This is a genomic window from Paraburkholderia aromaticivorans, assembly GCF_012689525.1.
Taxonomy (GTDB): Bacteria; Pseudomonadota; Gammaproteobacteria; order Burkholderiales; family Burkholderiaceae; genus Paraburkholderia; species Paraburkholderia aromaticivorans_A.
Window position 1 is genome coordinate 1,182,057 of the sequence record NZ_CP051516.1, and the last position, 23,611, is coordinate 1,205,667.

The window sequence follows — 23,611 nt, forward strand, 5'->3', positions numbered from 1 at the left end:
TGAGTGGAAGAGGAGCGGCTCTTGCGGGCAGCTTTTCCATTGTCACATTGTCAGGCATCGGATCAAGGAGACGCGTCATGTTGCAGAAGACTTACCCGTACTACCTGGCCAACGTTGCGGTGGCCGCCAACACCGACCTCGAAGTCACCGATAAATTCAGCGGCGAAGTCGCCACCCGCGTCGCGATGGCCGACGCCGCCGCGATCGACAAAGCGATCGGCTACGCCGTCGACGCCATGCCTGCCATGCGCGCCTTTCCCCCGTTCAAGCGCCAGGCGGTGCTTGAACATTGCGTGAAGCGCTTTCGCGAGCGCTACGACGAACTGGCGCTCGCGCTGTGCATCGAAGCCGGCAAGCCGATCAACGACTCGAAAGGCGAAGTCACGCGCCTGATCGATACGTTCAAGGTGGCGGCGGAGGAGTCGGTGCGCATCGACGGTGAGATCGTCAACCTGGAGATTGCACCGCGCGCCAAGGGCTATCACGGCTACGTGAAGCGTGTGCCGATCGGCCCGTGTTCGTTCATTTCGCCGTTCAATTTTCCGTTGAACCTGACCGCGCATAAGGTCGCGCCGGCCATCGCGGCGGGCGTGCCGTTCGTGTTGAAGCCGGCGAGCCGCACGCCGGTCGGCGCGCTCATCATGGGCGAGATTCTGGCGGAGACCGACCTGCCGAAAGGCGCATTCTCAATTCTTCCCGCGCATCGCGACGGCGCCGATCTGTTTACCACCGACGAGCGCTTCAAATTGCTGTCTTTCACTGGCTCGCCCGCGGTGGGCTGGGACCTGAAGAAGAAAGCCGGCAAAAAGAAGGTGATTCTGGAGTTGGGTGGCAACGCGGCCGCGATTGTCGACGGCGATCAGGGCGAGAAGCTCGACTATGTGGTCGATCGGCTGGCGTTCGGCGCGTTCTATCAATCGGGGCAGAGCTGTATCGGCGTGCAGCGGATTCTGGTCCATGCAAACATCTATGATGCGCTGCGCGAGAAGTTGATCGCCAAGACGAAGACGCTGGTGATGGGCGATCCGAAAGACGAAAAGACCTTCGTCGGGCCGATGATCTCGGAATCGGAGTCCAAACGCCTCGCCGGCTGGATGGAAAGCGCGGTGCAGGCGGGCGCGAAAATCGTCGCGGGCGGCAAGGTCGACGGCGCGATGTTCGAGGCCACGCTGCTCGAAGGCGTGAAACGCGACACCGATCTGTATCGCAAGGAAGCCTTCGGGCCGGTGGCGATTCTTGAGCGCTTCGACGATTTCGGCGCCGCGCTCGCGACTGTCAACGACAGCGATTTCGGGCTGCAAGCGGGCGTGTTCACGGATTCGCTCGCGCACGCGCATCGCGCGTGGGACGAACTCGACGTGGGCGGCGTGGTGGTCAACGACGTGCCGTCGTTCCGGGTCGACAACATGCCGTATGGCGGCGTAAAGGATTCCGGGCTGGGGCGTGAAGGCGTGCGCTACGCGATCGAGGACATGACTGAACTGCGGTTGATGGTGATGCGCGAGACGTGGTGAATCGGTGCGGCGGGTGATGGGCGGCAGGGCCGCTCGCATGGCCGAGGCCGCGTTGCGGGCTGATCGCGGCGGCGCGGAAAGCCACACGCTGTCACGCAACTGTCGTCTCCACGCACTACGCTGCGAGCGAGGCACGCCGGTGCTTTGGCACGATTTGCCGGAGCGTGTGCGCAGAGTCGGCGGCCGGTTTTCGCGGGCGTAAGCAGAAAGCCGGCACATGCGCCATGAGTGTTTTTGCTGAAGTGCTACAATACCGGCCTTTCCGGCGGGTGTTTCCGCCGGCCGGAGCCGGCCGCATTTTTTCCCGCCGTACCAACAGGTCCAACGGGTCCCGTGCGGAACGCCGTGGCTCCGCCTTCATCACAATGCCCTTTGCGGTTCCGACCGCTGCCGCGCGCACGCGCCAAGCGCATTTTTAGCGAAAGCCACCATGTCCGACACAGCCGTCACGCCCAGCACTGCGACTTTTGATCAATTCGGCCTCGCGCCCGACATCCTGAAAGCCGTCAAAGAGTCGGGCTACACCGTCCCTACGCCGATCCAGGAGCAGGCGATCCCTGTCGTGCTGGCCGGCCGTGACATGATGGGCGCCGCGCAAACCGGCACCGGCAAGACCGCGAGCTTCTCGCTGCCGATCATCCAGCGCCTGCTGCCGCAAGCCAGCACGAGCGCGTCGCCCGCCCGCCATCCGGTGCGCGCGCTGATCCTCACGCCGACCCGCGAACTGGCCGACCAGGTCGCCGCGAACGTGCAGTCGTATGCGAAGCACACCGCGCTGCGCAGCGCGGTGGTGTTCGGCGGCGTGGATATGAATCCGCAATCCGAGCAACTGCGCCGCGGCGTCGAGATTCTGATCGCCACGCCGGGCCGTCTGCTCGATCACGTGCAACAGAAAACGGCCAATCTCGGCCAGGTGCAGATCCTCGTGCTCGACGAAGCCGACCGGATGCTCGACATGGGCTTCCTGCCGGATCTGCAGCGCATCCTGAACCTGCTGCCGAAAGAACGTCAGACGCTGCTGTTTTCGGCCACGTTCTCGGGCGAAATCAAGAAGCTGGCCGCCACGTATCTGCGCAATCCGCAGACCATCGAAGTCGCGCGCAGCAACTCGACCGCGACCAACGTGACGCAGGTCGTCTACGAAGTCGCCGAAGGCGACAAGACCGGCGCGGTGGTGCAACTGATTCGCGAGCGCAGCCTCAAGCAGGTCCTCGTGTTCTGCAACAGCAAGATCGGCGCGAGCCGTCTGGCGCGCAGCCTCGAGCGCGACGGCGTGATTGCGACCGCGATTCACGGCGACCGCACGCAGAACGAGCGGATGCAGGCGCTCGACGCGTTCAAGCGCGGCGAGATCGAGGCGCTGGTGGCGACGGATGTCGCCGCGCGGGGCCTCGACATCGCCGAACTGCCGACGGTGATCAACTTCGATCTGCCGTTCAATGCGGAAGACTACGTGCACCGGATCGGCCGCACCGGCCGTGCGGGTGCTTCGGGCGATGCGTTGTCGCTGTGCAGCCCGAACGAGCGCAAGCAGCTGGCCGATATCGAGAAGCTGATCAAGCGTCCTCTGGACGTGCAACGTCTGACGGTAGAAGCACCGGTGCGGCATCACCATGAAGAGCGCGCGCCGCGCCGCGAGCGTAGCAGCGAGGGCCGTGAGGATCGCGGCAGCCGTCGTCGCACGGGTGCGTCGTCGTCGGGTTCGTTCGACCGGCCGCATCATCATCGCGCGCAGCCCGTGGATGATTTCTTCCTGAAGCCTTATGAGCCGTCGCCTTCTTCGGTCCGCAAGATCGAGGAAGCGGCTGCTTCGGCCGCGCCGCAAAAGGCGGCATCCAAGCAGCCGCTGGCAGCGTTGCTGGGTGGGTTTGGGATGCCGAGGAAGTCGTCCTCGTCTTCCTGATTGGTGGTTCGCAGATGCGGCTCGGTTTATCTCGCGGGCCGGACTCGGCCGCCAGCGGGGCGCCGTCTGAAGCTCGGCAAAATTTGGGCGCTTCATAAACTCGCCCCGCACCGCGCAAGCGCGCGGGTTGCCGCAGCCAGTCTGCGAAATGCACGCCGCGCACGGTGAAATCATTTTCAGACGCGAATCGCGTTCACGCTGCTGATAAGCCCATCCGTTTTGCCCATGCCACCGTGGCGGCAGCATAAAAACCGTCTAGCGTCGTATGGGCCGCAGCGCTTTCCAGGTTGAGCCCGAGATGCCGTGCCGCCGCGCTCAGCGCTTCAAGCGGCTGGTCGCTATCCAGTGCTGTGGCTCCGTTCTGCTTGCTGAGTTTTTCGCCCTCTTCATTCGTGGCGACGGGCACATGCAAATATTCAGGCGTCGGCACGCCCAGACAGCGCTGCAAATAGATCTGCCGTGCCGTTGAATCCATCAAATCCGCGCCGCGCACGATGTGCGTGATGCCGGCGTCCGCGTCGTCGACGACCACGGCCAGTTGATACGCCCATTGGTCGTCCGCACGCTTCAGAACGAAATCGCCGACTTCCGTGGCCAGATTCTGTGTTTGCTTGCCCTGCCAGCGGTCCTCGAACGTGATGACCGCGCTGTCGCCATCGGGCACGCGCAGGCGCCATGCACGCGCCGGTTTGCCGTGCAGGCCGTCGCGGCAGGTGCCGGGATACGCGAGGGTCGTATTGCGCGCGTGCGCGTTGAGCAGCGAGTCGGCGATTTCCTTGCGCGTGCAGCCGCACGGATAAATCACCCCGGTCACTTTCAATTGTTCCAGCGCTTCCTGATAGCGCGCCGTCCGCGTGCTTTGCCAGACGGGCGGCTCGTCCGCATGCATGCTGAAGCGTTCGAGGGTGGCGAGGATGTCTTCCGCGGCGCCCGGCACGGTGCGCGGGCCATCGACGTCTTCAACGCGAACGAGCCATGCGCCGTGATGCGCACGCGCGTCCAGCCAGCTTGCGAGCGCGCTGACCAGCGAGCCGAAGTGCAATGGCCCGGTGGGTGAGGGCGCGAAACGTCCGCGGTAGGTCATGGTTGCGTGGTGGCGTTGTGCGCCGCCACCATCACGCGGCGCGTGCCGCCTTGCTGTCCGGATGGCATTCCGGACACGTCTTGCCGGCCACGTACAGCGGCGATTCTTGCGCTTCCGGCGCGACCACCGCGCGGCAGCCGAAGCATTGCGTGGTCTTGCTAGGCTCGAGTTGCGGATTGAGCGCGGTACGGTAGTCGAACACGAAGCAGTCGCCGTGATAATGCGCGCCGCCCACTTCCTCGAAGTACTTCAGAATGCCGCCTTCGAGCTGGTACACGTTTTCGATGCCGACTTCCTTCATGTGGATCGCGGCTTTCTCGCAACGAATCCCGCCCGTGCAGAACGACACCACCGTCTTGCCTTCCAGGTCGGCGCGATTGTGCTCGATCACTTCGGGAAACTCGCTGAATTTCGTAATGCGGTAGTCGAGCGCGTTGTCGAACGTGCCGACGTCCACTTCGAACGCGTTGCGCGTGTCGAGCATCACGACAGGGCGCCCTTGGTCGTCGTGACCGCGGTCCAGCCAGTTTTTCAGCGTGGGCGCGTCGACAAACGGCGCGCGGCCGAGCTCCGGACGGATGGCCGGCTTTTTCATCGTGATGATCTCGCGCTTGAGCTTGACCAGCATACGGGTGAACGGCTGCTTGTCCGACAGGCTTTCCTTGAACTGCAGATTCACGAACTTGCCTTCGAACAGCGCGTCGTGGCGGATGTAGGCGATGAAAGCGTCGGTGCTCTCGCGCGTGCCGGCGACGAACAGATTGATGCCTTCCGGCGCCAGCAGAATGGTGCCCTTCAGGCCGAGCGCGTTGCAACGTTCCGTGACAAACGGGCGCCATGCGGCGGTGTCTTCGATAGTCGCGAATTGATACGAAGAGAGATTGACGATACTCATGTGTGTCCAGCGGTAAGAAGTGACCGGCCTCGCGGAAAACGGGGCGCATTGGGCTGCCCGCCTTCAAACGCCATTCGGCGCGGCCACGTCGAATAGGGCGAAACCCGCATTATCTCTCAACCCGGCGCTTTCCCCGACTCGGCCGAATGGCCAACGGGTTGCGGTAGCGCAAATCGTTTGTCAACTTGCTGTCGATTCGCTTCGTCCGACCGGACGTCGGCATGGTCCGCCGCTTCAGGAGCGCCTGTGCACGCGGCTCCCGCGTGCGCGTCCTAAGCCGATCGGCTAACGCGCGGTTTTGGCCTGAAAACTCCGGAAGGGTGGAGTTACAATGTCGCCCATGTCAGATCCCCGCTTCGTTCATCTCCGCGTTCACTCCGAATTCTCGATTGCCGACGGCATCGTGCGCCTTGACGACATCGTCAAGGCCGCGGCCAAAGACGGTCAGGGCGCGCTCGCCCTCACCGATCTCGGCAACGCATTCGGCCTCGTCCGTTTCTACAAGGAAGCCCGCGGCAAAGGGGTCAAACCCATTGCCGGCTGCGACGTCTGGATCACCAATCCGGACGACCGCGACAAGCCTTCCCGTTTGCTGCTGCTCGTCAAAGACCGGCGCGGCTATCTGAACCTGTGCGAACTGCTCAGCAAGGCATCGCTCACGAATCAGTATCGCGGTCGCGCGGAGGTCGAAGCCGGCTGGCTCGAATCCGGTCTCGGCGAAGGCTTGCTCGCATTGTCAGGCGCGCAGCAGGGCGACATCGGCCTCGCGCTCGCGGCGGGTAACGAAGAAGCGGCCAAGCGCAACGCGTTGCACTGGGCGAAGGTGTTCCCTGGCGGCTTCTATATCGAGTTGCAGCGCAGCGCTCAGCCGGGCGGCGAGCAGTACGTGCAGCAGGCTGTCGCGCTCGCGGCGTCGCTGAAATTGCCGGTGGTCGCCACGCACCCCATGCAGTTCATGACGCCGGACGACTTCACCGCGCACGAAGCGCGCGTGTGCATTTCCGAAGGCGACATTCTGGCGAATCCGCGCCGCTCGAAGCGCTTTACGTCCGAGCAGTACTTCCGCACCCAGGAAGAGATGGCTGCGCTGTTCGCGGACATTCCGTCGGCGCTCGCCAACTCGGTTGAAATCGCCAAGCGTTGCAACCTCACGCTCGAACTCGGCAAGCCCAAGCTGCCGCTGTTCCCGACGCCCGACGGCATGTCGCTCGACGACTACCTCGTGCAGTTGTCGAAAGAGGGCCTCGAAAAGCGTCTCGAGCAGTTGTATCCGGATGCAGCCGAGCGCGAAGCGCAACGTGAAACGTATTACCAGCGCCTCGAATTCGAGTGCGGCACGATCATCAAGATGGGCTTTCCCGGCTACTTCCTGATCGTGGCGGACTTCATTAACTGGGCGAAGAACAACGGCGTGCCGGTCGGTCCGGGCCGGGGCTCGGGCGCGGGTTCGCTGGTCGCTTACGCGCTCGGCGTGACCGACCTTGATCCGCTGCGCTACAACCTGCTGTTCGAGCGTTTCCTGAATCCGGAGCGGGTGTCCATGCCCGACTTCGACATCGACTTCTGCCAGCACGGCCGCGATCGCGTGATCCAGTACGTGAAGGACAAGTACGGTGCGGACGCCGTGTCGCAGATCGCCACCTTCGGCACGATGGCGGCGAAGGCGGCGGTGCGCGACATCGGGCGGGTGCTCGATCTCGGCTACATGTTCACGGACGGCATCGCCAAGCTGATTCCGTTCAAGCCGGGCAAGCACGTCACCATCGCCGACGCGATGAAAGAGGAGCCGCTCCTGCAGGAGCGTTTCGACAACGAAGACGAAGTACATCAGCTGCTTGAACTCGCGCAGCGCGTGGAAGGGCTGACGCGTAACGTCGGCATGCACGCTGGCGGTGTGCTGATCGCGCCCGGCAAGCTGACCGATTTCTGCCCGCTGTACACGCAGGGCGACGAAAGCGGCGTCGTGAGCCAGTACGACAAGGACGACGTCGAAGCTGTCGGCCTCGTGAAGTTCGACTTCTTGGGTCTGACCACGCTGACGATCCTCGACTGGGCCGAGCGCTATATCCGCCGCCTCGATCCGTCGAAGCAGGACTGGTCGCTCGGGCAGGTGCCGCTCGACGACCCGGCGTCGTTCTCGATCCTGAAGAAAGCGAATACGGTCGCCGTGTTCCAGCTGGAAAGCCGCGGCATGCAAGGCATGCTGAAAGATGCGCAGCCTGACCGCTTCGAGGACATCATCGCGCTCGTCGCGCTGTACCGTCCCGGCCCAATGGACCTGATCCCAAGCTTCTGCGCGCGTAAGCATGGCCGCGAAGTGGTCGAGTATCCGGATCCGCGTGTCGAATCTGTTCTGAAAGAGACCTACGGCATCATGGTCTACCAGGAGCAGGTCATGCAGATGGCGCAGATCATCGGCGGCTACTCGCTGGGCGGCGCCGACTTGCTGCGCCGCGCGATGGGTAAGAAGAAGGCCGAGGAAATGGCCGAGCATCGCGAGCTGTTCCGCCAGGGCGCCGCGATAAATGGCCTGACCGCCGAGAAAGCGGACGAAATCTTCGACTTGATGGAGAAGTTCGCGGGCTACGGCTTCAACAAGTCGCACGCGGCGGCGTATGCGCTGCTCGCGTATTACACCGCGTGGCTGAAGGCGCACCATCCGGCGGAATTCATGGCGGCGAATATGTCGCTCGCCATGGACGACACGGACAAGGTCAAGATCCTGTTCGAAGACTGTCTCACGAACAAGATGGCGGTGCTGCCGCCGGACGTCAATCTGTCCGCGTACCGCTTCGAGCCGGTCGCGGAAGCCGACGGCAAGCGTTCCAGAACCATCCGCTACGGCCTCGGTGCGATCAAGGGCAGCGGTCAGAACGCGATCGAGGAAATCTTGCGCGCGCGTGAAGAAGGTCCGTTCATCGACATCTTCGATTTCTGCAACCGGGTCGACCGCCGCATCGTCAATCGCCGTACGGTCGAAGCTTTGATCCGCGCCGGCGCCTTCGACACCTTGCATGCGAATCGCGCGCAACTGATTGCATCGGTCTCGCTCGCGATGGAAGCCGCCGAGCAGGCTAGTGCCAACGCGTTGCAGGCGGGTCTGTTCGACATGGGTGACGCGCCCTCGCAAGGCCACGAACTCGTCGACGAGCCGGAGTGGGCGGAAAAGAAAAAACTGCAGGAAGAGAAGGCCGCCCTCGGCTTCTACCTGTCGGGCCATCTGTTCGACGCCTACAAGAACGAAGTGCGCCGCTTCGTGCGCCAGAAGATCGGCGAGCTGAAAGAAGGGCGCGACAAGCTGGTCGCGGGTGTGATCGCATCGCTGCGCACGCAGATGACCCAGCGCGGCAAGATGCTGATCGCGCTGCTCGACGACGGCACCGGCCAATGCGAAGTCACGGTGTTCAACGAGACGTTCGAAGCGCACAAGCAGCTGTTCAAGGAAGACGAACTGCTGGTCGTGCAGGGCCAGGCGCGTAACGATGCGTTCACGGGCGGCATTCGTTTCACGGTCGATACGGTCATGGATCTTGGCCGCGCGCGCTGCCGTTACGCGGAAGCGGTCAAGGTGCAGATGAACGGTAATGCGGACGCGCTGGCGTTGCGTCGCGTGCTCGAAGCGCACAGCGCGGGTAAAGACGAACCGCAAGCAGTCGCGGCACCGGCGGCTTCATCGCGTGGTGGCAATGGCGGCGGCCGTAACGGTGGCGGCTATGGCGGAGGTGGCCAGCGTCAGGCGGTACAGATCCCGAACGGGCTTGCCGTGCAGGTGGTCTATCGCAGCCAGAATGCGGAAGGTGAAATGCGTCTGGGCGACGCATGGCGCGTGAAGCCGACCGACGAACTGCTCGCGGCCTTGCGCGGCGAGTTCGCGGGAAGCTCGATCGAGATTGTCTATTGATCGGTGATGCTGCCTGTTCGCCTGGCGCGGCCAGAACTGATTGTGGACGGCGGCGCCGCAGGCCTTGCGGCGCGAGCTTCAGCGAATGATGCCGCGCATGCTCGCCAGCAGATCGGGCTTAAAGCTGATTGCAGGCAGCGGCGCCCAAACCCTGCGGCGCGAGCATGAACGAATGACGCCGCGCATGCCGGTTATCAAGCAGGGATCAATGTCGCGGGCTCCGGATAAACCTGGCGTCACAGCAAGCCCGGCGTTTGGCGCCGTACGTGCCGACACCTACCGCCGCGCCTTCTCCCCCAAACGCGCCAGCTTCAAAAACCGGTAATACACCGTCTCCGCATTGAACACCGCGATCATAAAACCGGCGCGGCCGTCCAGAAAACCGCGGCGCAGCAAGTAAGTCCGCACGAACGCCCAAGCGCCGCGCCCGAGCGCCTTGCCGAAGCTACCGCGCTGACCCGCCGCATGACGTTGTTGAGCGCCCGCTGTCGAATACGCGTCGAGCTTGCGCAACACGCCTTCGAAGTCCTCGTAGGAGTAATGCATCAGCTTGCCGGTGAGGCGCTGCGCCGGCGTGTCGAACACTAGCCGCTCATGCACCAGGTCGTCGGAGAACCGCGCGGCGCCGCGTTTGAAGAGGCGCGGAATCCAGTCCGGATACCAGCCGCTGTGATGAATCCAGTGGCCGCAAAAACTCGACAGCCGGTCGACCGCGTAGACATCGGCGGTGGGGGCCACCAGCGCCGCGCGAATCGCTGCCGCCAGTTCCGGCGAGACGATTTCATCGGCATCGATCGAAAGAATCCAGCTCGTGCTGAGCGCGTCGACCGCGCGATTCTTTTGCGGGCCGAAGCCCGGCCAATCGGTCTGTTCGATCACGCGCGCGCCGTGCGCGCGGGCGATGTCGGCGGTGCCGTCGGTGCTGCCGCCGTCGATCACGACGATCTGATCGGCGAAGGCCACGGCTTGCAGGCATTCAGCCAGCCGCGCCGCCGCGTTTTTGGTGATGATGGCGACGCCGAGGGTGGTTTCTTGCATACCTGAAGTAGCGTGGTGGGCGGAATGACGGAACGAGTCGCGCAAGCGGGATGCGCCAGACGAGTTGCACGAGGAGTATACACAGCCGATTCCCAACCGCCGACGCTCACCCCCAAGCGTTTACAATGCTCTTTTTTGATATTCCGCGCGGCCGGCATTCCGTCCGCCGCGCGGCTGCAGTTCCGCCTTCTCAGAGGATTCCTTGAGCGCGAAGCCAACGTTAAGCAAACCCATCGGTTCAGGCGAGGCGTCGTCGGCCGCCGTCGTCTTTAAACGGCTATGGCCGTATATCCAGCCGCTGATCTGGATTCTCCTCGGCGCAATCGTCGCGATGGCCGTCAGCGCCGCTACCGACGCGGCGATCCCTGCCTTGCTCAAGCCTCTGCTGGACAAGGGCTTCGGCGCGCACGCCAACGACAAGACCAAGTGGTTCGTTCCGGCCGCAGTGATCAGCCTCGCACTGGTTCGCAGCGTGTCGCAATACGCGTCCGGGTATCTGCTTGCCTACGTGACGAACAAGATCCTGCTCGACCTGCGCCTGAAGATGTTCGACCGCATGATCCACACGAGCGTCGCGTTCTTCCAGCGCGAAACCGCGAGTACGGTGATCAATGCGATCGTCTTCGAGGTGAACCAGATTCTCAACGTGCTGCTGAGCGTGCTGGTCACGCTGGTGCGCGATTCGCTCACCGTGGTCTTCCTGCTCGGCTATCTGTTCTATCTGAACTGGCGTCTGACGCTGATCGTCGCGGTGCTGCTGCCGGCCATCGGCTGGCTGGTCGGCAAGATCAACCGCCGCTTGCGCCGTCTGAATCGCGAACATCAACTGCTGACCAATGAGCTTTCGTACATCGTCGAGGAATCGGTGGGCGGCTACAAGGTCGTTAAGGTGCACAACGGCGAGCAGTACGAGATGGAGCGCTTCGAGTCGATGAGCAAGCGTCTGCGCGGCTACGCCATGCGCATGACCGTGTCCGGCGGTCTCGCGCAGCCGTTGACGCAGTTCCTCGCATCGATCGCGCTCGCCATCGTGATTACGATCGCGGTGGTGCAGTCGTCGTCGGATCAGACCACGGTGGGCGGCTTCGTCGCCTTCGTCACGTCGATGCTGCTGATCATCTCGCCGCTCAAGCATCTGATGGATGTGAACCAGCCGCTGCAACGCGGCATGACGGCGTGCGAACTGATCTTCGGTCTGATCGACGAGCCGTCCGAGCCGGAAGGCGGCGGCAAGCCGCTCGAGCGCGCGCGCGGCGAAGTGGAATTCCGCGGCGTCTCGTTCAACTACGGCGCCAACGCCACGCACAACCGCCACACGCTCGATCAAGTGTCGTTCAAGGTCGCGCCGGGCGAAATGGTCGCGCTCGCGGGGCCGTCGGGTAGCGGCAAGACCACGCTGGTGAATCTGCTGCCGCGCTTTTTCGATCCGACCGCCGGCCAGATTCTGGTCGATGGCGTGGCGATCCCCGAATACGATCTGCACGCGCTGCGCAGCCAGATCGCGATGGTGAGCCAGGACGTGGTGCTGTTCAACGACACGGTCGCCAATAACGTCGCTTACGGCCAGACCGCCGATCCCGACAAGGTCAAGGCGGCGCTGCGCGCGGCCAACCTGTGGGACACCGTCGAGGCCATGCCGAAAGGCATCGACACGCTGGTCGGCGACAACGGCTTGATGCTCTCGGGTGGCCAGCGGCAGCGTCTGGCGATCGCGCGCGCGATCTACAAGGACGCGCCGATTTTGATCCTCGACGAGGCGACCTCGGCGCTGGATTCCGAGTCCGAGCGCCACGTGCAGGCCGCGCTGGAAACCTTGATGAAGGGCCGTACGACACTGGTGATCGCGCACCGTCTGTCGACCATCGAGCGCGCCAACCGGATCCTCGTGATGGAAGCGGGGCGGATCGTCGAGAGCGGCAGCCATCGTGAATTGCTGGCGCAAGACGGGCTGTACGCGCATCTGCACCGCATCCAGTTCCAGCAGACCGCGGCCTGAAGCGCACGACACGTCAATCCGCCATTCGGGTCTCCCTTCACGCGGTCCGCTAGCCCGGACCGCGTATGCCTTCCCCCTAACATTTGACGAGGCGCAGGCGCGCGCTGTCTGAATGAAGAAACTTGGACTCTCCAGTAACGCCCTGCAGCACAGCGGCGGGCTCGAGCGCTACGCCATGGATCTGGTGCGTGGCTTCGCCGCGCTCGGCGTCGAGCCGGCTTTCTTCGCGCGCCGTTTCGACGCGTCGTTGCCCGAATTCAAAATGGTCGAGCCGCATCGTATCAACGTCTCGTTCCTGCCGGGCAAGCTGCGCGATCGCTGGTTTTCGTGGCGCTTGCGCGCGGCGCGGCGCGCGGCGCAGGTCGATGTGCTGATCGGCTGCAACCGCGTCGACTCGTCGGAGATGGCGATCTGCGGCGGCACGCATCTTGGTTTTCTTCGGGCGACCGGGCGCGCGCAGAAGCGTTCGGACGGCTGGCAGATTGCGCTCGAGCGCCGCCAGTACGAGCGCTCGAAAGTCGTAGTGGCGCATTCGCAGTTGATGCACGACGAGCTGCGCGAACTGTACGGTGTCGACGAAGCGAAGATCCGCGTGCTGTATCCGCCCGTGGATGGCACACGCTTCGCGCCGACCGACGCCGCCACGCGCGCCGCGTTGCGCCACAAATATGGTTTCGCCGACAACGAAATCGTCCTGCTGTTTCCGTCGAGCAGCCATGAGCGCAAGGGCTTGCCGCTCATCGAAGCCGCGCTGCGTGACACGTCGCTGCCCGTGGTGGTGGCCGTGGCCGGGCGGCCGCCCGCGCGCACATCCGAGCGGCTGCGCTATATCGGCTATGTGAAAGCGCTCGCGGAGTGCTACCAGGCCGCGGACTTCACGATCCTCGCATCGACGTATGAGCCGTTCGGGCTGGTCGGCATCGAATCGGTGATGTGCGGCACGCCGGTTATTTTCCCATCGAGCATCGGCTGCTGCGATGCGATCGCGCCGCACGCGAAATTCGTTTTCGCGCCGGACGACCTCGCCGACCTGCGTGCCACACTCGAACGGGCGGTGGGCGCGCATCGCGACGGCACGCGTCGCGCGCCACCCGAACTTGCCCGCGACGCGGTGCTTTATGACGCAAGCGTGGCCGCTCACGTCAGCGAGTTGTTGACGCTGGCGCGGCAGATCGATGCCGCGCGTTAGGACCCGCCGCACCGTGCCGCGTAAGGCGCGGGCGGCCCTGCTGGCGCGGTTTCGCGTCGTTCGGCCGCAGGGCCACATGTTATAATTTTGAGCTATCAACGCTCGAACTCAATTCGAGCCGAACACCCCATTTATTTCATCGAGCTTTCCATGCCGGCCTGGACAGGCGGCGGGCGAGAGGCGCCGCGTCCCGAGCCGCGCCAGCCCGCCGTGACGGGGCCGTCGCCGCTGCACTGGAGGCCTTCGGGAAGAATACCGCTGGAGATTGTGCATGGCGAACGCGACCTCACGCCGGGTATCGGCGTACAGCAAGATCGCGGCGGGAACCCACGCGCCGATGAGCCTATGAGTCGGCTTGCCGGGCGTCTTCGTATTTTTGCGCGGGCCATCCCGCGACTGCTGATCAAGCCATTGCGCCGCGAGCCACAGCACCCGCGCCGTATCCTGATTGCGCATCATCTATTGCTGGGCGACACGCTGCTGCTCACGCCGTTGCTCGCCAAGCTGCGCGCGCAATACCCCCAGGCGCAGATCGTTCTCGCCTGTCCGAAGGCGATCGTGCCGCTGTACGCCGGCCGGCCTTTCGACGTCACGGCCTTGCCGTTCGATCCGCGTGATTCGAAGTCGGTACGCGACGTTTTGCTTTCCGGACCCTACGACCTCGGCATGGTGCTCGGCGACAATCGTCATAGCTGGCTCGCGTTGGGCGCGGCCTGCCGCTGGATCGTCGGGCACGCGGGCGATCGGCCGGCCTGGAAAAACTGGCCGCTCAACCGCAGCCTGCCGTATCCCGACACGGCGGCGGCCTGGGCCGACCTCGCCACGGAACTGATCGATGGGCCGCCGCCGCGCGCCTACCGCCCCAGCGACTGGAGCGCGCCGCAACACGCGGCGCTGCCCGAGCCGTCGCTGCTGACGAAGCCTTACGTCGTGCTGCATCCGGGCGCGAGCACGAGCGTCAAACGCTGGCCCAACGCGCGCTGGCGCGAGCTTGCGCAACGCGTCGAAGCACTCGGCTATCTGCCGGTATGGACCGGCGGTCCGGGCGAGGCGGAACTGATTCGCGCGATCGACCCGGACCCGCATCATCCGAACCTGGCGGCGCGGCTCGGTCTCGGCGAGTTATGGCATCTGTTTGCCGGCGCGCAAGCCGTGGTTTGTCCTGATACCGGTGTCGCGCATCTGGGGCGTCTGATTGGGGTGCCGACCCTCGCGCTGTTCGGGCCGGGCAACGCGCTGATTCACGGCGCGGGCCGCTACTGGCGCGAGGTGCCCTTCGTGCCGATTACGATCGCCGATATGCCGTGCCGCGATCAGCCTTTTATTTTCCGCCGCGAGGTAGCATGGGTGCGACGCTGTGATCGCAACGAGACGACCTGCGTCGCGTGGCGCGGCGACCATGCCGACTGTATGGGCCGGCTGTCGGTTGAGTCGGTATACAACGCATTGCAAAATGTTCTGGTGAAAGTGTAATGACTCACACGGCTGCGCGAGTGGAGCGCGTGTTCTGGGTTGCCTGTCCGGTCATTCTGTTTGTGGTGATGTTCGGCCACATGACGGCGATCGTCTTCAATGCGCTCGCCCTGATGGCGCTCGGCGTGCTGGCGGCGGCGTTCTCGCCGGACCGGCCGTCGCTGTGGCACTGGCCGCTGGCGCTGCCCATCGCGGGCTGGGCGGCTTGGAGCCTCGCCTCGGTCGCGTGGTCCATGTATCCGATGATCAGTCTGCACGCGTGGTGCGACGAAGTGCTCTATCCGCTGGTGTCGTTCTGGGGCTTCTGGCTATTCGGCACCCAACTGCGGCGGCCCGAGCCTGTGGTGGTCGTCAACTGGATCGCCTGCGTGGCGGTCGCCGTGATCAGCGCGCTCAACTGGGGGCATTTGCAACCGCCCACCGCCAATACCTTCCCAATGCATTTCTATAACCGCGTCGGCCACACCAGCACGCTCGCGGTATTTGCCATTGCGCTGTTCGCGGGCTTCATGCTGCGGCCGCGTTGGCGCGTGATCGGCGCGAGCGGCATCGTGCTGTGCCTCTTCATCGGCCTGGCCACGCTCAACCGGTTCTTCTGGCCGGCGGCCGCCGCGACGCTGCTGGTCGCGCTGGTTCCGCTGTACCGGCGGCGCCTGCCGCTGGCGTTGCTGGTCATTGCCGTGGTGGGCGCGGCCGGCGTCGGCACGCTCGAGCTCAGTTCCCGTCTGCGCACGGCCGCTCTGCCTCCTCCCGTGCAGCAGCCGCACGATCTGGCGATCGACGGTCATCAGGTCTATGTGCCAGGTTCGCTGTCCGCGATCGGCGACACGGTATCAGCCGACACGCGTCCGAAGCTATGGGCGTTTTATGGCCGCGAGGCCGAGCGCCACGCGTGGGTCGGCGTGGGCTTCGGCAAGCCGCTGCCGGGTATCGTCTATCGCAGCGAAATGCCGGCCAGTTTGCTGGCGGTCGAACCGCAAGCGTTGACGCACGCGCACAACCTGTTCATCAACACGTGGTTGCAGACGGGATTCATTGGCGTGGTGCTGCAGACCGTGCTGTTGCTGTGCCTCGTCTTGCGTTTCTGGCGGCTGCGGAGTGTCAAGCCCTGGTTGTGCGCCGCGGGCGTCGCGCTAGTGGCCGGCATGATCGCGAAAAATACGACCGATGACTTCATGTGGCAGACCACCATGCTCGCATTCTGGGCTTTTGCGGGCCTGCTGCTAGGCAGCGCGGAACAAGCTCGTGCGCCAGGCGGAGCGTCGACCGAGACTGCACGTGGGCAATCCACGGTGGCACGCAGTGAACAGCGGCGCGAAGCGCCAACGGCAGAGTTGGGCGAATAACCAAGATGACGAACGTGAACCCACACTTTATTGAAGCTGACCGCACGCCGCTGCGCATCCTGTTTCACATCAACGATTTCGGCAAAGGCGGCACGGAGACCGCGTTGCTATCCTGGCTGAAGACGCTCGACCGGCGCCTGTTCGCGCCAAGCCTGTCGGTGGCGTATCCGACCGACGACCTGGCGTTCTGGCGCGCGCAATCGATTCCCGATGACGTTCCCGTCCACGTTCTCGCCTCGTCGAAATGGATGTACGCGCTGCATCAGGCGGCGCGCCAGCGCAAGCTGGGCGTCGGCGCGAAGTTATTGCACAAGCTGTTGACCTACGGTGCGATCCGGCCGCTGGCGGCGCTGCGTATGCGGCGCCTTGCGAAGCAACACGACCTGGTCTGCGATTTCGATTTTTCGCTGCGCCATATAGCGGGCAGTTGCAATGTGCCCTGGTTCGGCGTGAACCATTTCAGCCTCGCGGCACGGCTCGGCGGCAAGAGCGGGCGGTACATCGCCCGGCGCGTGCGGCACCATGCGCGTTACTCGGCGATCGCCGTGCTGATCCCCGCCATGCTTGACGAGGCGCGGGAACTCTTTTCGACAACCGGCCTGGACATGGACATTGTCGAATTGCCGAATGTGATCGACGTCGACGCGCTGCGGCACGCAGCGCGCGCGGAGATCAAACGTCCGGCTGAGTCATTCATCGTTTCCGTGGCGCGTCTGGACGAAGGTCAGAAGGACCACAAGACCTTGCTGCGAGCCTACGCCCAGTTACGCGAGCGCGGTCGCTGCGAGGCGGCGCTCGTCCTGATTGGCGAGGGGCGGGACCGGCGCGAGCTGGAGCAACTCGCCGACGAACTGGGGATCGGTGCATCGGTGCAGTTTCTTGGCTTCTGTGCCAATCCGCTGCCCTATATCCGGCAGGCAGAAATGCTCGTCTTGAGTAGCCGCTACGAGGGTTGCGCCGTGGTGCTCGGCGAGGCGATGGCGCTCGGCACGCCGGTGCTGTCGGCGGATTGCCCGACCGGTCCGCGAGACATGCTGGAAGGTGGCAAGGCCGGCCTGCTGGTGCCGGTCGGCGACGTGGACGCCATGGCGCTCGCCATCGAGCGCTTGCTGACGGACACCGAGCTACGCCGGAGCGTCGCGCAAGCCGCGCTGCAAAAGGTGGAGACGTTCACGCCGCCACGCGCCAATCAGCGGATGCTGGAGTTGGCGTTGCGCCTGTTGGCGAAGCAGGGCTCGCCGTCGGGCGTGCTGGAGCCTCGCTGAAGCGCAAGCCCGAGATTCACACGCCGCCAGTCACCAGCGGCAACACCGTCAGATCAGGATGCGTGCCTTCCACGATGCTGCGGCCCACGTGCACGGCTTCATAGAGCGCTTCGTCATGGCCGGCAAAGCTCTCCTCGCCGTCGGGGTGAAACGGCACCGCATGGCCGGGAATGGCCGGATCCGCGCCCGGATGGCAAACGTAGCCGATATACGTGTAGCGCTTATTCGCCGCGGTCGGCGTGTGCCCTTCGCTGGGTGGGTTTTTCAGAAACGGCGCTACGTGAATCTCGAAACCCTCGTATTCCACCATCTGCCAGGGTGCGGTTTCATCGGCCATGGCCGCCTCCGTCTAGTCACTCGCTTGTCAAAAAGTCTAGGTGATTTCCACGTGAAGCGCGCTTAAAACGGCTACGGCTAAACCCGGCTAAACCATTACGGCTTGATGGCGCCGATCTGCTTGAGCAGCGTCAGGTTGTCCTCGAGGTGCCAGTTTTCGACGATGCGACCGTCCTTCACGCGATACAGATCGAAGGCCTGGAAGTCGACGGTCTGGCCGTTACCCTTGAGGTTCTGGAATTGCCCGGTGAAGTGACCATAAAAATGCAGATGAACCGAGGCGCGGTCCCCGGCTACCACGAGGTCGTCGATTTCCGCGTGCAGGTCGGGCACCGCCGCGCGAAAACCCTTCGACGCCTGCAGCGGACCGTCAGGACCTTGCGGGCGTCCATCCGGCAAGGTGCGGTCGACAAAGGCGGGCGACAGTGCGAGCTTCGCGTAGGATTCGTCGCCGGAGTTCCAGAAGGCGGCGTAGCGGCGGGCGGTCCGCACGACTTCGGCACTCCGCGCCGAGTTCGACGCAACGGCGACGTGGTGCGGCACGGGCAGGTCGGTGTCGCTCGCGGCATGGGCGCTCAAGGCGCCGGCGAGGGTCGCAGCGATCAGCAGGTGACGGGCGATTCGGGAGAGGGAAGAGGTGGACATGGCGCGCTCCAGAGAGAGTTGAAGTGGATGAAGCGCATTCTCCGGCGTAAAACTGCCTTTGATAATCAGTTTGTCGCTTAAAGGATTTTCTATTTTTATTTGAAAATAACTGGCGCTGCCTGAACGGACCGGACGAAGTAACAGAGTCCGTCCGACTGACCGCGCGACGTCTATCGTCAGATAGAATGGTGCGCTTTGCCCGTACACGACTCTGCCCATGTGGTTCAAAAACCTTCAGCTTCACCGTCTTCCCGCTCCGTGGTCCGTCAACCCAGAACAGATGCAGAAGTGGCTCGCGCCGCACGCGTTCGCGCCCGGCAACAGCGTCGAGATGCAAAGCCATGGCTGGGCATCGCCGCGCGATAACGACTCGCTGGTGTATTCGCTCAATGGCCAGATGTTGCTGGTGTTTCGCGCTGAAAAGAAACTGCTGCCGGCGTCGGTCGTCACGCAGGTGACCAAGGAACGCGCACTCGAACTCGAGGATCAGCAGGGCTTCAAACCTGGCCGCAAGCAGATGCGCGAACTCAAGGAACAGGTCACCGACGAACTGTTGCCGCGCGCTTTCAGCATTCGTCGCGACACGCGCGTGTGGATCGATTGCAAGAACGGCTGGCTCGTGATCGACGCAGCTTCGCAAGCGGTCGCCGATGAAGTGCGTGGCCTGCTCGTCAAGTCGATCGATCAATTGCCGCTCGGCACGGTGCGCGTCACGCACTCGCCGGTCGCGGCCATGACTGAATGGCTGCTGTCAGGCGAAGGCCCGGCCGGCTTCACGCTCGACCAGGACACCGAGTTGCGCTCGCCCACCGAAGGCAACGCGACCGTGCGCTATGTGGGACATACTTTGGACGCCGAAGATATGCGCCGTCATATCGAAGCCGGCAAGCAATGCATGCGGCTCGCGATGACATGGAACGACCGCGTGTCCTTCGTGCTGACGCCCTCGCTGACGATCAAGCGCATTGCGCCGCTCGATGTGCTGAAGGAAGCGAGCGATCCCACCGCGAAAGACGACGACGAACGCTTCGACTCCGACGTCACGCTGATGACCGCCGAGCTCGACCGCATGTTGAGTGATCTGCTCGATGCGCTGGGTGGCGAGCAGGGCGGCGAAGCGATGCCGCAAGCCAAGGCGGCGTAACCAGCTTCCGGTTTTCTTGTTCGTTGCAGGCCGGCGCGTTGAAGTAATGCCGCGCCGGCCTTTTTCATGGTCGATCGATCTGGCGCGAAAGCGCATTGGCATGAGCGGCACAACGATGCTCGAGCGAGGCGTGGCGAATGTGCGCTGTCGCGTCGTGGGGCACGCCGGAGCGTTGCGCGCCCGCACCGCGAAACTGGTTAAGATGGCGATCAGCAGAACGCATCTGTCACGGAGGACTTGCAATGGTTCGTCTGGTCATGATTCTGTTGGGCGTCGATTATCTGCGCACGCGCTGGCGATCGTTGCGGATCGCCGGTTGCATCAGTTTCGTGCTCGGCGTCTTCGTGTTCATCGACGCGCTCGATAGCGCGCTCTATTTTCCCATCACTCCGTTTGTCTCGTTGCTGTTGCTCGAAGGCCTTGCCACGCTGGCCGTCGCCTGGACCGGCATGGGCGGGCAACGCACGCTGCGATATGTGAAGGGCATCGCGTTCACCACCGCGGCGGCGCTGATTCTGATCGGCCACGAGCACGGCAATTTCATTCTGTCGATGATCTTCGGCACGCTCTTTTTCGCCGATGGCCTGTTGCAGATCGTCTCGGCGAAAGTGGTCCGCTTTCGCACGTGGCGACTCGCGATGATCGGCGGCGCCGTCGAAATCGCGCTGGCGATTTTCTTCTATCAACCCTATCCGACGCACTACGTGGGCACGGTGCCGTACTGTGTCGGACTGGGCCTGATCTTTGGCGGATGGAACATGATTCTGCTGAGCACGCGGGTGCGCCGGCTTGCGACGAACCCTGCGGTCGCCGGTGGCGATTCCGTGGCGGATGCCGGCATTGCCGCCGCGAGCGCGCTGGCCGCGAGCCGTTTGATTGCGCACGAATGGGACGGCCCGCCCGCCGCCGATGAAGCCGCGTTGACCGTGCACGTGTGGACACCCGTCGGCTCGGCCAAGGGCGAAGCGCGGCGGCAATTGATCGTGGATCGCTATATCGCGGCGGTGGATCGCAACGGCGTGATATCGACTGGCCATGCCGCGCTCGAATCGCCCGAGGGCGTCTATATCAGCCTGTATCCGGGCGTCGAGATCGATCGTTCGCCCGACGATTTCGCGCGGCTTCTGCGTGCCACGCGCGAGAACGACGTGCCGGGGCTATTCCAGCCCGATTACCTGACCGAGTCGAAAGCGTGGTGTCCGTCGACGGTTCAGGTGCGGATCCGCAACTACGATCCGGTTCGCCTACGCCGCTTCTGGGACACGTATCGACAGGACACGACCTACAACCTCACGCACCGCAACTGTTCGAGCAGCGTCTCGCGCGCACTGGAGGCGGCGATCGAGGGCGCCTCGTCGCGCGTGTGGGGGGAACTCGGCGGCTGGCAGCCATTTCTGCGCGTGATCTCGACGCCGGAACTGTGGGTCGCCGCGCAAGTGCGCAAGCGAGCCGCGACGATGGCGTGGACACCCGGCCTCACGCTCGACTACGCGCGCGCCCTCAGCATGCTGGCCGACCCGCGGCCTTCGGGCTGGGTCAAGATGGCGCGCCTCGCGGTGCGCAGAATGGTCCGCTCGCGTCAGCAATGGCGCGAAGAGGCCCGTCACGCGCACGTTGCCGACGACGCGGCGCGTGGCACGGTGCGCGAATGACGCGCGTTCGGTGCGCGCGCTGCCCAACTTCGGCGTTACGGTAAAAATAGCAATCGCGTCAACGGCTTGCAGTTTTTGCCGGATAGTTATGCACAGATTTGACAACAGATTCTGTTGATAACTTCCCCGCCCGACGCCGTGGCCAAATGAGTACTTTCAACCAATATGGCGGGTGTATGCTCAACCCGACAGTTTGTCGTTCAGAGCACTCGACCACACCGCAACCCGGCCGTGGCTCATCCAGGATCAAAACCGCGCCGCGCGAATTTCGCCTGCGGCGGCCGCGGCTCTTATACAAGCGTGAACGCGATGGACAGGATGAACCCCGCGGCATCCATCGGACGGTCGGATGAATGAGCCGCAGCGCTTCACAGTGCGCCACGTCAGCGTCTACCGTTACTCGGAACCCGTGCGCTTCGGCGAACATCGCATGATGTTCCGGCCGCGTGCAAGCCACGATTTGCGGCTCGTCACGAACAAGCTGGTGATCACACCCGCGCCGTCGCGGCTGCATTGGCTGCACGACGTATTCGACAACTCGGTGGCGGTCGCGAGTTTCGCGGACAAGGCGAGCGAATTGCGCTTCGACAGCGAAGTGACACTCGAGCACTTCGAAGCGCCGTTGCCCGACTACGCGCTCGAACCGTATGCGGTGAACTGGCCGTTCGCGTACACCAACGAGGAAGCTTCCGATCTCGTGAACGCGCGCAGCCGCCAGTATCCGGACAGCGACGTGGACGAATGGGCGCGCCGTTTCGTGCCGACCTCGGGTGTCGCTGCAAAGCGCGGCGCAAGCAGCAAAAGCGGCGGCGCAGGCAGCGGCACGATGGCACTCCTGCGCGCCATGACGCTTGAAATCAAGAGCACGTTTTTCTATGTGCGCCGCACGGAAAAAGGCGTGAACCGCCCCGGCGACACCTTGCGCAGCCGCAGCGGCAGTTGCCGCGATTTTGCCGTGCTGATGATGGACGCGGTGCGCTCGCTCGGCCTCGCGGCGCGTTTCGTGAGCGGCTATCTGTTCGTGCCCGAGCACGACGCCACGCAAGGCGGCGGCGCGACGCACGCGTGGTTGCAGATTTTCTTGCCGGGCGCCGGCTGGGTCGATTTCGATCCGACCAATAGTATCGTCGGCAATCGCCATCTGATTCGCGTGGCGGTGGCGTGGAACGCCTATCAGGCGCTGCCGTTGTGGGGCACGTGGCATGGCGCGCCGCATTCGTTTCAGGGTTTGCAGGTGGACGTGAGCGTGACCGAAGGCGAATGACGGCGAAGCAAGGCAGATAAGGGCGAATGAACGCGCGCCGAAAGTCACGGCGTGTCGAATCGAAACGTGTTTGCGGGGACTGCCGGTTCGGGCGGCTCGCCGTGCGCGTCAATTGAATGTTTCAACTGGAAGAGGGCGCCGCGATGAAATTGCGCGTTGGCTACGAGCTGGTCTATGAGTGCGTGCAACCGACGCCGATGATGCTGATGTTGAACACCCACTATTCGCATGCGAAAGAAGTGTTGAATCCCGATTTGCTGGTGGTCGATCCGCCGGTGCCGATCAGCCAGTATCGCGATTCGTTCGGCAATCTGTGCAGCCGGCTGGTGGCGCCGTCGGGAAAAATTGCCTTTTCGACGAGCGCGGTGCTGGAAGTGTCGTCGGAGCCGGAGATGCGGCCGCCGTACACGGAGCAGCATCCGGTCGAAATGCTGCCCGACGATACGCTGGTCTTTCTGCTCGGCAGCCGCTATTGCGAAACCGATCTGCTCTCCGAATTCGCGTGGCAGACCTTTGGCAAGCTGCCGCTCGGCCGCGGGCGCGTGGACGCGATCTGCAACTACGTGCACAACCACATCGTGTTCGGCTACGACTTTGCGCGACCGACCAAAACCGCGTGGCAGGCCTGGCAGGAGCGCAAAGGCGTGTGCCGGGACTTCGCGCATCTGGCCGTGGCGCTATGCCGGGCCATGAATATTCCGGCGCGTTATTGCACGGGCTATATCAGCGACGTCGGCCTGCCGCCGCCGTACGCCACGATGGATTTCGCCGCGTGGTTCGAGGCCTATGTCGGCGGATGCTGGCAAACGTTCGACCCCCGCAACAACGCGCCGCGCACGGGGCGTGTGCTGATGGCGCGCGGACGCGACGCGGCGGACGTGGCGCTCAGCAATGCGTTCGGGCCCACGCAGTTGTTGAAGTTCGCGGTGGTGTGCGAGGCTGTCTAGCTGCGTTGCGGATAAAGAC

17 protein-coding genes are annotated in these 23,611 nt (G+C 63.9%); 12 read left to right on the top strand and 5 right to left on the bottom strand.

Features of this window, described 5'->3' with window-relative positions:
• Positions 1-77: 77 nt before the first annotated feature.
• The gene (locus HF916_RS33260; RefSeq protein WP_168793084.1) at positions 78-1,514 is read left to right on the top strand and encodes an aldehyde dehydrogenase family protein; all 1,437 of its coding nucleotides are present in this window, start codon (positions 78-80) and stop codon (positions 1,512-1,514) included.
• 430 nt (positions 1,515-1,944) lie between these two features.
• Entirely contained in the window at positions 1,945-3,417 is a 1,473-nt protein-coding gene (locus HF916_RS33265) for a DEAD/DEAH box helicase (protein ID WP_168793085.1), read from the top strand.
• 193 nt (positions 3,418-3,610) lie between these two features.
• On the opposite strand, the gene gluQRS is transcribed toward HF916_RS33265, so the two are convergent.
• Both gluQRS and HF916_RS33275 read right to left on the bottom strand, forming a co-directional pair.
• A complete protein-coding gene (gene gluQRS / locus HF916_RS33270; RefSeq protein ID WP_168793086.1) occupies positions 3,611-4,501 on the bottom strand; it encodes a tRNA glutamyl-Q(34) synthetase GluQRS in 891 nt (296 codons plus the stop codon).
• A 31-nt stretch (positions 4,502-4,532) separates the two neighbouring features.
• Positions 4,533-5,396 (bottom strand): sulfurtransferase, encoded by an 864-nt coding sequence (locus HF916_RS33275; RefSeq protein WP_168793087.1) that lies wholly within the window; start codon positions 5,394-5,396, stop codon positions 4,533-4,535.
• Positions 5,397-5,727: 331 nt separating this feature from the next.
• On the opposite strand from HF916_RS33275, the gene dnaE reads away from it, so the two are divergent.
• Positions 5,728-9,297: a DNA polymerase III subunit alpha gene (gene dnaE / locus HF916_RS33280; RefSeq protein WP_168793088.1), complete on the top strand. Its 3,570-nt coding sequence runs from the start codon at positions 5,728-5,730 to the stop codon at positions 9,295-9,297.
• 276 nt (positions 9,298-9,573) lie between these two features.
• On the opposite strand, the gene HF916_RS33285 is transcribed toward dnaE, so the two are convergent.
• Positions 9,574-10,335, bottom strand: a complete 762-nt coding sequence (locus HF916_RS33285; protein WP_168793089.1) for a glycosyltransferase family 2 protein — start codon at positions 10,333-10,335, stop codon at positions 9,574-9,576.
• A 202-nt stretch (positions 10,336-10,537) separates the two neighbouring features.
• On the opposite strand from HF916_RS33285, the gene msbA reads away from it, so the two are divergent.
• The 5 genes from msbA (at position 10,538) to HF916_RS33310 (ending at position 17,604) form a co-directional block, all read left to right on the top strand.
• The gene (gene msbA / locus HF916_RS33290) at positions 10,538-12,331 is read left to right on the top strand and encodes a lipid A export permease/ATP-binding protein MsbA (RefSeq protein WP_168793090.1); all 1,794 of its coding nucleotides are present in this window, start codon (positions 10,538-10,540) and stop codon (positions 12,329-12,331) included.
• Between the two features lie 112 nt (positions 12,332-12,443).
• Positions 12,444-13,520, top strand: a complete 1,077-nt coding sequence (locus HF916_RS33295; RefSeq protein ID WP_168793091.1) for a glycosyltransferase family 4 protein — start codon at positions 12,444-12,446, stop codon at positions 13,518-13,520.
• Between the two features lie 345 nt (positions 13,521-13,865).
• The gene (locus HF916_RS33300) at positions 13,866-14,993 is read left to right on the top strand and encodes a glycosyltransferase family 9 protein (RefSeq protein WP_168795734.1); all 1,128 of its coding nucleotides are present in this window, start codon (positions 13,866-13,868) and stop codon (positions 14,991-14,993) included.
• The gene (locus tag HF916_RS33305) at positions 14,993-16,339 is read left to right on the top strand and encodes an O-antigen ligase family protein (RefSeq protein WP_168793092.1); all 1,347 of its coding nucleotides are present in this window, start codon (positions 14,993-14,995) and stop codon (positions 16,337-16,339) included. The genes HF916_RS33300 and HF916_RS33305 overlap by 1 nt, the downstream gene beginning before the upstream one ends.
• Positions 16,340-16,344: 5 nt before the next feature.
• On the top strand, positions 16,345-17,604 hold the full coding sequence (locus HF916_RS33310) for a glycosyltransferase (protein WP_168793093.1): 1,260 nt from the start codon (positions 16,345-16,347) through the stop codon (positions 17,602-17,604).
• Between the two features lie 16 nt (positions 17,605-17,620).
• Here HF916_RS33310 and HF916_RS33315 read toward each other — a convergent pair whose 3' ends face one another.
• Complete coding sequence (locus tag HF916_RS33315) at positions 17,621-17,941, bottom strand: hypothetical protein (RefSeq protein ID WP_168793094.1); 321 nt, start codon at positions 17,939-17,941, stop codon at positions 17,621-17,623.
• Between the two features lie 95 nt (positions 17,942-18,036).
• Positions 18,037-18,585, bottom strand: coding sequence for an ester cyclase (locus HF916_RS33320; RefSeq protein ID WP_168793095.1), 549 nt, complete (start codon positions 18,583-18,585; stop codon positions 18,037-18,039).
• Positions 18,586-18,802: 217 nt separating this feature from the next.
• Between HF916_RS33320 and HF916_RS33325 the strand changes: the two genes are divergently transcribed.
• The 4 genes from HF916_RS33325 to HF916_RS33340 all read left to right on the top strand — a co-directional run bounded on the left by HF916_RS33325 (position 18,803) and on the right by HF916_RS33340 (position 23,592).
• Complete coding sequence (locus HF916_RS33325) at positions 18,803-19,729, top strand: recombination-associated protein RdgC (RefSeq protein ID WP_168793096.1); 927 nt, start codon at positions 18,803-18,805, stop codon at positions 19,727-19,729.
• A 242-nt stretch (positions 19,730-19,971) separates the two neighbouring features.
• Positions 19,972-21,381, top strand: a complete 1,410-nt coding sequence (locus HF916_RS33330) for an HdeD family acid-resistance protein (RefSeq protein ID WP_168793097.1) — start codon at positions 19,972-19,974, stop codon at positions 21,379-21,381.
• Positions 21,382-21,730: 349 nt separating this feature from the next.
• Positions 21,731-22,645 (top strand): transglutaminase family protein, encoded by a 915-nt coding sequence (locus tag HF916_RS33335; protein ID WP_168793098.1) that lies wholly within the window; start codon positions 21,731-21,733, stop codon positions 22,643-22,645.
• A 143-nt stretch (positions 22,646-22,788) separates the two neighbouring features.
• Complete coding sequence (locus tag HF916_RS33340; RefSeq protein ID WP_168793099.1) at positions 22,789-23,592, top strand: transglutaminase-like domain-containing protein; 804 nt, start codon at positions 22,789-22,791, stop codon at positions 23,590-23,592.
• Positions 23,593-23,611: the final 19 nt, after the last annotated feature.